Source organism: Lederbergia galactosidilytica (assembly GCF_017873565.1).
Classification (GTDB): Bacteria; Bacillota; Bacilli; order Bacillales; family Bacillaceae_C; genus Lederbergia; species Lederbergia galactosidilytica.
The window spans coordinates 1-12,389 of sequence record NZ_JAGGKH010000039.1 but is presented as its reverse complement, the minus strand read 5'-3'; the positions used below and the strand labels follow the sequence as shown (position 1 = coordinate 12,389).

General features: G+C 36.7%; 9 protein-coding genes and 2 pseudogenes. 7 read left to right on the top strand and 4 right to left on the bottom strand.

Features of this window, described 5'->3' with window-relative positions; genetic code table 11:
* Positions 1 to 725: 725 nt before the first annotated feature.
* Both J2Z23_RS21950 and J2Z23_RS21945 read right to left on the bottom strand, forming a co-directional pair.
* Positions 726 to 1,643, bottom strand: coding sequence for a nuclease-related domain-containing protein (locus tag J2Z23_RS21950; protein ID WP_057983442.1), 918 nt, complete (start codon positions 1,641 to 1,643; stop codon positions 726 to 728).
* A 94-nt stretch (positions 1,644 to 1,737) separates the two neighbouring features.
* Positions 1,738 to 2,727, bottom strand: a complete 990-nt coding sequence (locus J2Z23_RS21945; RefSeq protein WP_057983440.1) for a LacI family DNA-binding transcriptional regulator — start codon at positions 2,725 to 2,727, stop codon at positions 1,738 to 1,740.
* 525 nt (positions 2,728 to 3,252) lie between these two features.
* On the opposite strand from J2Z23_RS21945, the gene J2Z23_RS21940 reads away from it, so the two are divergent.
* The 3 genes from J2Z23_RS21940 to J2Z23_RS21930 all read left to right on the top strand — a co-directional run bounded on the left by J2Z23_RS21940 (position 3,253) and on the right by J2Z23_RS21930 (position 6,614).
* Positions 3,253 to 4,764: a tagaturonate epimerase family protein gene (locus J2Z23_RS21940; protein WP_420798650.1), complete on the top strand. Its 1,512-nt coding sequence runs from the start codon at positions 3,253 to 3,255 to the stop codon at positions 4,762 to 4,764.
* A 45-nt stretch (positions 4,765 to 4,809) separates the two neighbouring features.
* On the top strand, positions 4,810 to 6,210 hold the full coding sequence (gene uxaC / locus J2Z23_RS21935; protein WP_057983438.1) for a glucuronate isomerase: 1,401 nt from the start codon (positions 4,810 to 4,812) through the stop codon (positions 6,208 to 6,210).
* A gap of 68 nt (positions 6,211 to 6,278) precedes the next feature.
* A complete protein-coding gene (locus J2Z23_RS21930; protein ID WP_057983437.1) occupies positions 6,279 to 6,614 on the top strand; it encodes an NIPSNAP family protein in 336 nt (111 codons plus the stop codon).
* 57 nt (positions 6,615 to 6,671) lie between these two features.
* Here the strand turns inward: J2Z23_RS21930 and J2Z23_RS22860 are convergent.
* Positions 6,672 to 6,740, bottom strand: a pseudogene (locus tag J2Z23_RS22860) (KGG domain-containing protein); the annotation flags it as partial.
* A gap of 12 nt (positions 6,741 to 6,752) precedes the next feature.
* Positions 6,753 to 7,169: pseudogene (locus tag J2Z23_RS21925) on the bottom strand (KGG domain-containing protein); the annotation flags it as partial.
* A 640-nt stretch (positions 7,170 to 7,809) separates the two neighbouring features.
* On the opposite strand from J2Z23_RS21925, the gene J2Z23_RS21920 reads away from it, so the two are divergent.
* The 4 genes from J2Z23_RS21920 to J2Z23_RS21905 all read left to right on the top strand — a co-directional run bounded on the left by J2Z23_RS21920 (position 7,810) and on the right by J2Z23_RS21905 (position 12,259).
* Positions 7,810 to 8,973, top strand: coding sequence for an ROK family transcriptional regulator (locus J2Z23_RS21920; RefSeq protein WP_209975366.1), 1,164 nt, complete (start codon positions 7,810 to 7,812; stop codon positions 8,971 to 8,973).
* Positions 8,974 to 9,011: 38 nt separating this feature from the next.
* Positions 9,012 to 9,731, top strand: coding sequence for an endonuclease/exonuclease/phosphatase family protein (locus J2Z23_RS21915; RefSeq protein WP_057983431.1), 720 nt, complete (start codon positions 9,012 to 9,014; stop codon positions 9,729 to 9,731).
* A 423-nt stretch (positions 9,732 to 10,154) separates the two neighbouring features.
* Positions 10,155 to 11,114, top strand: a complete 960-nt coding sequence (locus J2Z23_RS21910) for a Gfo/Idh/MocA family protein (RefSeq protein WP_057983428.1) — start codon at positions 10,155 to 10,157, stop codon at positions 11,112 to 11,114.
* Positions 11,115 to 11,278: 164 nt separating this feature from the next.
* On the top strand, positions 11,279 to 12,259 hold the full coding sequence (locus tag J2Z23_RS21905; RefSeq protein WP_238456172.1) for a Gfo/Idh/MocA family protein: 981 nt from the start codon (positions 11,279 to 11,281) through the stop codon (positions 12,257 to 12,259).
* Positions 12,260 to 12,389 lie beyond the last annotated feature (130 nt).

Genomic DNA, 12,389 nt, shown 5'->3' with positions numbered 1-12,389 from the left:
TGGGTTGTAATCTTCAAAAGTGGTAATATAGCTGGGCTCATAGAACCCATAAAGCGTTGCAATTCAGAAAAGCGGTCGCATAGTGCGGTTCATAGTTCCCGTAATGGGTTGTAATCTTCGAAAGCGGAAACATAGCAGGTTTCATAGAACCCATAAAGCGTTGCAATTCAGAAAAGCGGTCGCATAGTGCGGTTCATAGTTCCCGTAATGGGTTGTAAGCTTCGAAAGCGGAAACATAGCAGGTTTCATAGAACCCATAAAGCGTTGTAATTCAGAAAAGCGGTCGCATAGTGCGGTTCATAGTTCCCGTAGTGGGTTGTAATCTTCAAAAGTGGTAATATAGCTGGGCTCATAGAACCCATAAAGCGTTGCAATTCAGAAAAGCGGTCGCATAGTGCGGTTCATAGTTCCCGTAGTGGGTTGTAATCTTCAAAAGTGGTAATATAGCTGGGCTCATAGAACCCATAAAGCGTTGCAATTCAGAAAAGCGGTCGCATAGTGCGGTTCATAGTTCCCGTAGTGGGTTGTAAGCTTCGAAAGCGGAAACATAGCAGGTTTCATAGAACCCATAAAGCGTTGCAATTCAGAAAAGCGGTCCCAAAGTGCGGTTCATAGTTCCCGTAATGGGTTGCTAGCTTAAAAAGCGGTTATATATAGCCTCATTTATAACAAACAAATGAAATGAGTCTCACTTACGTAAAATTGATGTTCACTAATTAGATATTTTATTTTTTCCAAAGGTAGTAGGAATATTTCTTCCTCGGAATAAGGGTTAAATTGTTTTTTAAGATTCTGCGAACTGTTTTTTTTGAGGATATGATTTTACACCAGTCGTATATGGCGTTCAATGTAATTTTTCTTTCGGGAAAAAGTAAATGAAATTCCCTTACGTTTCGCATCAAGGCAGCTTCTAAGTTTTCTTGACGCCCACATTTTTTACATAATGTCATTTTGTAATTTAAATATGTGAGCATCCCTGAACAGCATGAACAAACCATTCCCTTTTCCAATTGCTCGTATTCATACTGAGGCAATCGTTCATTTGATGAATGTTCCCGATGATTTGCAACCAATTTCGCGGTTAATGCTTTCTCCTTTTGCGTAGTGGCTAAGTCGGAAGCTTGTAATTTCTTGAAAAATCGATTTAGTTGGCTTCGGAAGATAAAGGGCTGATGCAGAGGGGCTTGATACAAGGTGAATTCTGGATTGATGAAGATGATATAAGGTTCTATGGAAACATTGTATCCCCATTGCTGGAGGAGATGTTGGAGTAAAAATTCGCTTCTTTTTAGTTGCAAGAGGGGATTCCTAATTTCTTTTCCGTTGGAGGCGACATACCATTTGTCTTGTTGAATGTAAAAGTCACCTTCAAAATTTTTAATTTCCAAAAGATAGATCTTATTTTTCCTGACCAAAAGGCTGTCTACTTGAAATTCCGTTTTATTGCTTATGAGTAATAAATCATAGAGGATCAATTGATGTTTGAAAGGATATTCTTTCAGTTGGTGATAAAATGTTATTTCTCCTTGGTACCCCTTTTCAAGGTTCTCGAAATGCTGTTTTTCTTCCAATGATAGATTCATGCGAGGATGTAACGATTGTAAAACGAGTAATTCCTTAGATTTTCTTGGTTTGTCGTGCATTAAATCATTCCTTTCATTAGCAAGCATAGTTTAATAGTAGAGAATTTACAGATTGAATTCAAGGGGGAAAGACAAAATCTTTCTCCACCTCAAATCAAAGTTTAACCGCTGTGCAGGAGGCTCTTTCGTGCAAGAGTGGTTGCAATTTTTTAACGTTTGGTTCGCTGTCTTGCTCTTCAATTTGTTGAATCATCGTATGAACAATTTCTTTTGCTAATTGGTCAACTGGCACACCAATCGCGGTTAACGGGATTTCCAGATTAGCCATTTGCGGGATATTGTCATAGCTGATAATAGAAATATCATTTGGGATATCGAGCTGGTTTTCTTTCAATCCCCGGATAATACCACTACTAATATCATAACTTCCGCCAACGATTGCAGTGGGAAGGGGAGAGTAGCTAATCAGCTTTTTCACTGCCGAGTAGCCATTATACCAATCTAATCCTTCCGTATTTACAAGATAAGTGGGATCGATCGTAAGTTCATACTTTTTGACAGCTTGAATGAAGCCATTATATTTAGCTTTTTGCATGGGATCGTTTGAAGAGATATCCCCAATATAAGCAATTTTTCTATGGCCTAGTTCATATAAATACTGGATCGCATCATGCATTGCTTGCCCATGATTCGCATCAATGATTGGAAAAGGGGAAGCTGTTTTTCCAGATACTCCATAAGAAAGTAAAGGAATTGGATGGGTTTCAACCATTCTATCGCTCTCTTCTTCAAATAAAATAATCCCATCTACTTGAAACTTGCGAAAAGTTTCAAGTGAAGCCTCAATCGGATCAACTGATAGGATCATGGAATACGAGGTTTTACGAATTTCATCACTAATTTTGGTCACTAAAGTTGCTAGGACGACCCTTTCAATAGTTGGCCAAATTAAACCGACCAATTTTGTCCGTTTAGAAACAAGTCGCTGGGCAGCAAAATTCGGTTCATATCCCATATCTTTGGCGATTGCGATTATTTTATCTTTCGTAGTTTTTTTTACTAAAGGACTATTGTTCAATGCTTTTGAAACCGTTGAATAACTAACACCGGCTAATTGAGCGATATCCTTGATCGTTATACTCATAACATCACCTGAAAGTCTTATTTTTATTAATGTAACATAGTTTCATGGCCTTTACATTTTCTTTTAAAAGATATATTTTATTTTCTCCGCAAATAAAGTTAGCATTATAAGCTTACCCCGGCCCTTACCCCCAAGTAACTCAAGACGAATTGCTAGCCGCTAAAAGGCAAAACTTCCCTTACTCCTGATCCCCAAAAAAATTGCCAATTAATGATTCCCACAATTTGAGGCAGTTATGCTCTTTTCCGGAAAAGGGGCGGAGCTGTGCTAGCGGATTTTTATTCATAATATAATAAATATTACAGTCATGAAATGAAATGGCTTCTCTTCCACCGCCTTATATATAAGGAAAGTGCTTCATACTTTTCCACATTTAGTCGATTCTTTTTTACAGAAAATGATCGAAATAGGTTGTTCTAGAAAGGAAAATGATTTAGTATAATAATAACAACGTTGTTATAGAGTTTACATGATTTTGTAATCGTTATCAAATTTGTTTTCATATTTTGAAAGGAGCTTGATTAAATGGCACATTTACTAGATCAAAAGGAACACTTATTAAAGATGATGAATGACTTAGAAAATGGGAAAGTTCCTACATCTTCTTCTGCAAAAATTTATGAACAATCCTATACGGAGCAGGACGGTACAAAGTTATTAATGGTTCACGATCAAGAGGGAAAGTGGTTACTTGCGGTTGGGGAAGGCGTCATTTTTAATGATCTAGAAGGAACAACCCTAACGAATGATAAAAAAGTTTGTCCACTTTCACATGAAAATCGCTTAGTGCTAAATCATTATTTTGATTATACTGTTCCACGTGCATTTGGTACGAAAACGGCTACAATGGGATTAGGGGATCGTTTGGGCTTGGCTTCACCAGGTCATATTGAAACCGTTCGCAATCGTGCGGTCAAACCAATTCTCGCCCAACAAAGTATTCGTGAATTAACGCTTTTAAATAGAACGATGAAAGATATGCTTGATGCGGCGAGCTTTGCTGTGTTTCAAGAGGGATATAAGGACGGGTTTGGCGCAGATGGCGATCATATTAAAGAAGAGAAGGATATTGAATACGCCTTGTCACTAGGTGTTTCCATGTTAACCTTGGATTGTTCCGATCATATTCCCAAACAAATTGAATCCTTATCACCGCAAGAGTTGGTAGAACAATTTAATCAGTTAGATGAGGAGACAAAAGCCTATTTTAAAAATGAATATGTAAATAAAACATTCTCTGTAAATGGTCTCTCGATTCAATTTGATGAAACAAACGTTATGAAAAATGTTTTACAATATGCTAAATCTTTAAACTTTATAGCACATGTTTTTGATACTTATATTAGTGAATCCCCTCGTCCCATTGATTTTGAGATTTCTATTGATGAAACCGAAACGATCACATCACCACAGGCACATTTTTTTGTAGCCAATGAATTGCAACGTCGTGGAGTTAGTGTGACGAGTTTGGCGCCAAGATTTTGTGGGGAATTCCAAAAAGGGATCGATTATATTGGGGATATTGATCAATTTGAGCATGAATTAAGAGAACATGCTTTAATTGCGGAGTTTTTTGGTTATAAGCTAAGTATTCATTCAGGCAGTGATAAATTTAAGGTATTCCCGATTATTGCTAAATATACAAAAGGGGTACTTCATATTAAGACGGCAGGAACGAATTGGTTAGAGGCAGTAAGGGTGATTGCCAATACGAATCCATCCCTTTATCGTCGCATGCATACGTATGCTTTACAACATTTTGAGGAGGCATTGGCATACTATCATGTGACACCAGATTTAGATAGTGTGATACCACTTGATCAGGTGGAAGATGAAAAGCTTGCTGATTATATGAATGATGATGCTGCCCGCCAGTTATTCCATGTGACTTATGGGATTCTGCTAACAGCAAAAGATGAAAACGGCGAGTTTTTATTTAAAGACGAGTTTTTTGCTACGTTAAATCAACAAGAAGATGTATATCGTGAAGCTCTTGTAAAACATATTGGAAAGCATGTTGATTTACTAGGATTGTAATCTGGAAAAGTGTTAAAGGAAAAATGAAAGAAAGTTGGTGTAAGAATGAAAGAGTTTATGAATGAAAACTTTTTATTAGAAAATGAAGTAGCCGCCCAACTGTATCATGAATATGCAAAGGATATGCCGATTATTGATTATCATTGCCATTTAAGCCCACAAGAAATCTATGAAAATAAGCAATTTAAAAACATTACCGATATCTGGTTATATGGGGATCATTATAAATGGCGAACAATGCGAGCAAATGGTGTTGAGGAAAAGTATATCACAGGGGATGCAAGCGATTATGATAAATTCCTTGCTTGGGCAAAAACAGTTCCAATGTTAATAGGAAACCCTTTATATCATTGGACACATCTAGAATTACAAAGATTTTTCGGTATTTATGATCTTTTAAATGAAGAGACAGCACCGGATATTTGGGAAAAAGTGAATAGACAGTTAAACAGTGAAGGATTCGGTGCGCGTGATTTTATTATAAAGTCGAATGTAAAAGTAGTCTGTACAACAGATGATCCTGTCGATACTCTAGAATATCATCAGAAAATAAAAGAAGATTCAAGTTTCGAAGTAGCTGTTCTACCAAGCTTTCGTCCTGATAAAGGATTGGAAATTAACCGGGATGGATTTCAGGAATGGGTGAAAAAACTAGAAGAAACTTCGGGAATGGAAATTAACTCCTATGATGACTTTTTGCAAGCGCTTGAAGAACGAGTGGAATTTTTCCAGGCAGTAGGCTGCAAAGTTTCAGATCATGCGCTTGACTCAATGATGTATGCAAGAACAACAAAAGAAGAAGCGTCGATCTTTTTTAAAGAAGCTTTGGATGGGAATAAAGTTTCTTTAGATGGTGAGAAAAAATATAAAACATATACCCTACAATTTCTCGGGAAATTATATGCGAAATATGATTGGGCGATGCAATATCATATTAATGCATTGAGAAATAATAATACAAGAATGCTAGAAGAGCTTGGACCAGATACAGGTTTTGACTCAATTAATGATGAAGGGATTGCTAAACCGTTAGTAGGGCTATTGAATGCATTGGAAAAAGAAAAGGCATTACCTAGGACGATTTTATATTCTCTAAATCCAAATGACTTTCCAACGATTGCTGCGATGATTGGAAGTTTTCAGGGGGGAGGAATACCTGGAAAAATCCAATTTGGAACAGCTTGGTGGTTTAATGATACAAAAGCAGGAATGCTGAATCAAATGCAAATTTTAGCGGATATGGGGGTGTTTAGCCGTTTTATCGGAATGCTTACCGATTCACGAAGCTTCCTCTCTTATACAAGACATGAATATTTTAGAAGGATCGTTTGTAACTTTATCGGCCAATGGGTGGAAAAGGGAGAAGTTCCGAATGATCCTGAGTTCTTAGGGAAAATTGTCCAAGGTATTTCCTATCAGAATGCGAAAGAATATTTTAGCTTTTAATAAAGATATTCAGAGGCTGATACATAACTTGTACCAGCCTCTGAATCATATTAAGGAGAAATGGCTTTATGATTTATCGGAGAAAGAGGTATAAAGTTAATCCACAGATTGTAGAAGAATTCAATCGACATTTCAATCAGACATTATTACCAACACAGTTAAAGTATGGCGCAAGATTGGTAGGAAGATGGATGGCTAAGGAAAGAGAAAATGAAGTAGAAATAATGGCAATATGGGAATATGATAGTTTGGAGGACTTTAAAATGATTGAGGACAAAGTTAGAGAAGACCACGCGCATATAGCACGGGTTCGAAATTGGTATGAAAAAATGGGTGGAAGTGAGAACCTTAAAAATATATTTTATAAAAGTGAGCAAGATTTTCTAGAATCTACAGTATTGTAAATATATATAAAGAACCTCCAGACCTAAGGTGTTAGAGTCTGGAGGTGTGTAGGATTATTATTTATCGTTGTCATGGCGAGCTTCCCCGCCTTTATGTCCGATATCGCGGTAGAATTCTTTATCATGATTCTTGGCAGTGGCTTCTCCACCTTTTTCGCCAATTTCTTGGTAGAATTCTTTATCATGATTCTCGGCAGTGGCTTCTCCACCTTTTTGTCCGATTTCTTGATAGAATTCTTTATCATGATTCTTGGCAGTAGCTTCTCCACCTTTTTGTCCGATTTCTTGATAGAATTCTTTATCATGATTCTCGGCAGTGGCTTCTCCACCTTTTTGTCCGATTTCTTGATAGAATTCTTTATCATGATTCTCGGCAGTAGCTTCTCCACCTTTTTGTCCGATTTCTTGATAGAATTCTTTATCATGATTCTTGGCAGTAGCTTCTCCACCTTTTTCGCCAATCTCTTGGTAGAATCCTTTATCATGTTGCTTGCTTGTTGTTTCTCCGCCTTTACGTCCTGCTTCTTCTCTACTCATTTTGTTTTTATCAGCCATTAAAATCCTCTCCTTATCGAAAAATTGTTTTAATGCTGCGCGCATTTTAAGTTTACCCAGCTTCTATTGAGTTAAACAAATCCCTCTATTTTTTTGTCAAAAAATAGCTTAACTAGACAGGAGCTATTAGTAGATTTACAAGCTCATTTCATACTAACGCATTGGTGAAAAAGATAGAGAATACCGCAATATCAATCTACTCTTGATCATTAAGCTAGAAATTTCAGTTGAGCGGGGAATGGATAAATTACTAAAAAATTTGTGGAGAATAGAACGTAATAATTCAATTTTGACAAAATATAGCGAACCTTGCTATAGTTATGAAAACATCAATTGAACATCTAAGAAATGTTGGCAAACTAACAAATTAATAGACTAGGTAGAGATGAAGAGAACCTGAAATCCAAGTGATTATCTTTAATCACTAGTTTTCGGGTTCTCTTTTTCTTCCTCAGCTACAAGCTGGTCCCTAAGGTTCTCTCCTATTCCGAATTAGATCTTGCATTCCGATAATCTATCGCCTATGATTAAATCAATCGATTTGATTAATGTATGAGCTTTAGAAAAAAATGCAGATAAAATAAAATTAAGTCATATATCGGAATGTTGAAAACGTTCTTAAAGGAAAGGACTCAGAGAGATGAAGCTTGGAAAAGTATCAAATAGTCAAATGATTAAAGAAATTAATCAACAGAAGGTGTTACGTCTAATTTATACGGAAGGCCCTATTGCGCGGGTTGATCTAGCTGGAAAAACGGGTCTCACCCAACAAACGATCACAAATATTGTCAATCGTTTACTTAGTGAAAATTTAATTTTAGAAACAACTCCAGTAGCAAATGGAGGAAGAAGAAGGCCTATCCCTCTCATTATTAATAGTACAAACATGTACGCTATTGGAATCGAGCTGGCCATTAAGTATGTGCGTGGAAGCTTAATGGATTTTCACAATAATACTTTAAAAGAAGTAACCGAATTTGTTCCTCGATATGAAAATGAAGAACACCCAATGGAATATATATATAAAGTCATTGATCAGTTACTCGAACAGGTTCCAGAAAAGGAAGGATTAAAGGGAATCGGCTTTAGTATTCAAGGTTTGGTCGATTCGAATAAAGGGACAGTTATCTATTCTCCAGGATTAAGATGGAGAGATTTTCCATTACGAGAAAAGTTAGAGGAACGATATGGTCTTCCTATTTATCTAGAAAATGACGCTAATTTACTCGCAATTGTTGAAAGTTTAAATGGAGAGCTTGCTAGCTCAGAGCAAAGTATGATTTTTAAATTTGACTATGGTATTGGTAGTGCAATGGTCATTAATAAACAATTACTACACGGAGCAAATTTTGTAGCTGGGGAATTAGGACATTATAAGGCATTTACTGGAGAAGATGCGATTTCCTGCCATTGTGGAGCGCAAGGCTGTTTGACGACCTTTGCTTCAATAAGTGGATTGAAACGAAATGCAGGCTTTACATTGGAGGAATTTTATAAAGCCTTGCGGGAACATGAGCCAGAAGCCACAGAGCTTTTTGATAAGATAGAAGCTTCGATCGCAAAAGCAATTGCAAATATAATTACATTATTTAATCCAGAATATATTTTGTTTACTGGTAGGTTTATGGATAAAATTGGTGACCGTATGATTCCAGCATTAAAAAAAGATATTTTGGAACTAATACCTGAGTCTTGTCAAAACGTTAAAATGATTGTATTACCTGAAACACCGAATGAATCAAAATCAGCCGCAGGTTTGGTTATGAATTATTTCTTTAATGTTCCTTTCAGTGAATTTTATTAACTGAAAGGTATCTAAAATAGAAGGTGAAGTGAATAAGTATGAAATGTTTGTCCTACAATATTCATCATGGTGTTGGGTTGGATGAAAAATTATCTCTTGGTAGAATCGCAAATCTAATTAAAGATGCTGAAGCGACCATTATTGGCCTTCAAGAGGTTGACCGTTTTTTTGGGGAAAGAAGCCAGTTTCAGGACCAAGGATTGGAATTAGCTAAACAATTAGATTTTCATTTCACATATGGAGCGAATATTAATGAACCTCCCCTAAGCGGACATACTGAAAATCGGCAATATGGAAATGCTCTTTTAAGTAAATATCCGATAGTAGAAGTGGAAAATATTTCACTGCCCACATTGGATCCAGAACCGCGTGGGGTAATAAAGGCACTGCTTGATGTTCATGGTGTTTCGGTCTGTGTAATGAATACTCATCTGTCGTTAGATAAGGAGAGTCAACAACTACAAATCCAAAGATTAATAGAACTAATATCAACTGCAAAAAGTCCAGTGATATTAATGGGTGATTTTAATGCTGAAGTGAATAATGAAGAAATAAAAACTTTATTAACACAAACAAATTTAACAGATTGTTTTGCTGGGATAGAACAAAATCAAACATTTCCAGCTGATGCTCCTACTAGCCGAATCGATTATATTTTTATGAAGGGATTACAAACTAAACAATCCTACGTTCTTCAAGGAGAAGGATCTGATCACCTTCCCATTGTGACAGAAATCAATTTTACGAAGGGAGGCTAGGACAAAAGTGTTAACGCTTGAGTAAAGTCCGAACTATTAGCGTGAAAATAACCAACTCCGGAAATATACTTCGCTTTCCGCGGGCGAGTGTCAAGCCTCCTCAGGCTTCGCCTTCCGGGGTCTTGTCGAACTCTTACTTCCCGCAGGAGTCTACGTATATTTCCTCCGCTAAGGTAATGCAATATTCGCTTTTGAGGCTTAGTATTTTAGTTATGTCCCAGCCTCCATAATCCTTATAGTATTGTATTACTTGTATTTGAAATATAATTTCGGTTTTATATTGATAAATATAAAAAAATATATTGACATTTGCAAGACAAACATTGAAAATGAGATCAACTACAATAGTTTTCAAGAAAACAATTATTAACAAAAAATTCTCCAATTAATAAATCTTTTTTAAAAAAGATTGGAAGTGATACTATGCAAACGATCTTATTGATTGGTGCGGGAACGATGGGGAAAACTCATTTACGTGCCTATAAAAAAATGAAAAATGTGAAGGTTGTTGGGATTGTAGATATTCGTGGTCAAGGAACTTTAGAGCTTGAAAAAAATGATATCGCTTTCTTTTCTACTGTAGAAGAGGCGATAAGGGCAATAAAGCAAGTTGATGTGCTGGATATCTGTTTACCGACTTACCTTCATCAAATGTATATTCAAAAAGCAGCTCTATTTGTAAAGAATATAATTTGTGAAAAACCACTTGCAAGAAACATGGAAGAAGCAGAAGAGATCAAGAAGATTTGCCAACAGAACAATATAAAGCTCTTTATTGGGCATGTCACTCGTTTTTTTCCAGAATATGAGCGTGCAAAAAAATTAATCGATACTAAGGCAATTGGTAATCCAGGGATGATTCGTACTACAAGAAACGGCAGATTTCCAACTGGGTGGAACCATTGGTATGAAAATGTCCAAAACAGTGGTGGGGTTATTTTAGATTTACTTATCCATGACTTTGATTTTCTTTGTTGGTGTTTTGGCAAAGTGAAACGAGTGTATGCAAAAAGTCTGGCTGGAAGGGAATTTAGCAAAAGAGAGTATGCCCTTGTGACTTTAAGATTTGATAGCGGTATCATAGCGCATGTAGAAGGAAGCTGGTCTCATGATTCTTTTTATCGAAAGTTCGAGTTTGCAGGGGATGAAGGGAATTTTGAATATGATAGTAGGGATTATTCCATAAACATTATAGAAAAAGAACGAACTATTGGTCAAAATCCCTTGCATGATAATCCTTATGAACGGCAATTAGCTCACTTTATGGAATGTATTGAAAAAGACATCCAACCAAACATAACTGTGGAGGATGCTTATGAGGCATTAAAAGTAGCATTAGCAGCACTGCATTCAATAGAAACAAAACAAGCTATTATACTTTAATTTTTGCAAGGGCTTTCAAAGAGTCGGAAGAGAGCATTTTATAACTAGATTCATAGGATCTTTACATACCATTCATTGGGAGTTAAATAATAGTTGTTAGAATAAATTAGAAAAATAATGGAAGAAGGTTGAATAATTGGGGTATGACGTGGGGAGGGAAAATCGTGAAGGAGCTTAAAGTAGGAATCATTAGTTTTGCGCATGGGCATGGTTTTAGTTATGCCAATGCTTTAGAGGAAATAGAAAACGTAGTCATTGCTGGGGTTGCGGATGATGATTCTGAACGTGGAAGAAAAGCTGCCACTCAATATGGAACTACTTTTTATGGAACATATGAGAAGTTATTAGCGCAAGATATAGATGCCGTCGTGATTACTTCAGAAAATGCTCATCATCATGAGCAAGTATTGGCGGCAGCTCAAGCAAAAAAACACATTCTGTGTGAAAAGCCACTAGCGACAACAGTTGAAGATGCTTGGGAAATGATTAGGGCTTGTGAGGAAAATCGTGTCAAACTGCAAACAGCCTTTCCAGTTCGTTTCCATGCATCGATCGCTCAGGCGAAACAACAAATTGAAGCTGGCAAAATTGGTAGAATTCTTGCAATCAAAGGAACAAACCGAGGTCGTAATCCAGGGGGATGGTTTGTTGATCCTGTTCTATCTGGCGGCGGTGCTGTGATGGATCATACCGTGCATTTATTAGATATAATGCGTTGGTTTATGGGGGCTGAAGTGAAGGAAGTGTTTGCGGAAGCCGGTCAATTATTTTCTGATGTGCCGATTGATGACGCTGGAATTGTGACATTGGAATTTACAAATGGTGTTTTTGCGACCATTGATTGTAGTTGGTCTAAAAGTGCATTCTATCCAAAAGGAGGTGATATCACATTAGAAATAGTGGGAACAGATGGTATTTTGCAAGTGGATGCCTATAAGCAAAACATTCAAGTCTATTCTGAAAAAATGGGGGTCGCTAGAAACTTTTGGGGAGAAAATATGAATAGGGGCTTGATCGAGGATTTCATTCAATGCATTAGGGTAGAGCGTGAGCCGTCTATATCTGGATTGGATGGTCTTAAAGCCGTCGAAATAGCTTTGGCTGCTTACCAATCATCTGCCACACAACAAGTGATTGAATTATAAAAAGTTTAGATGATAGAACCATATTTTACTATACAAGGAGCATTCCTGTAATGAAGAAATTTGAGGATTGAACAAAAAAGAGCCCTCTTGGTATAGTACAGGGTGTCATGATCATGACCCCGAAATTAAA

Excerpts from the sequence above, each read along its gene's own strand:
- J2Z23_RS21950 (WP_057983442.1), bottom strand. The coding sequence starts at position 1,643 with ATGCACGACAAACCAAGAAAATCTAAGGAATTACTCGTTTTACAATCG.
- J2Z23_RS21945 (WP_057983440.1), bottom strand. The coding sequence starts at position 2,727 with ATGAGTATAACGATCAAGGATATCGCTCAATTAGCCGGTGTTAGTTAT.
- J2Z23_RS21940 (WP_420798650.1), top strand. The coding sequence starts at position 3,253 with ATGGCACATTTACTAGATCAAAAGGAACACTTATTAAAGATGATGAAT.
- uxaC (WP_057983438.1), top strand. The coding sequence starts at position 4,810 with ATGAAAGAGTTTATGAATGAAAACTTTTTATTAGAAAATGAAGTAGCC.
- J2Z23_RS21930 (WP_057983437.1), top strand. The coding sequence starts at position 6,279 with ATGATTTATCGGAGAAAGAGGTATAAAGTTAATCCACAGATTGTAGAA.
- J2Z23_RS21920 (WP_209975366.1), top strand. The coding sequence starts at position 7,810 with ATGAAGCTTGGAAAAGTATCAAATAGTCAAATGATTAAAGAAATTAAT.
- J2Z23_RS21915 (WP_057983431.1), top strand. The coding sequence starts at position 9,012 with ATGAAATGTTTGTCCTACAATATTCATCATGGTGTTGGGTTGGATGAA.
- J2Z23_RS21910 (WP_057983428.1), top strand. The coding sequence starts at position 10,155 with ATGCAAACGATCTTATTGATTGGTGCGGGAACGATGGGGAAAACTCAT.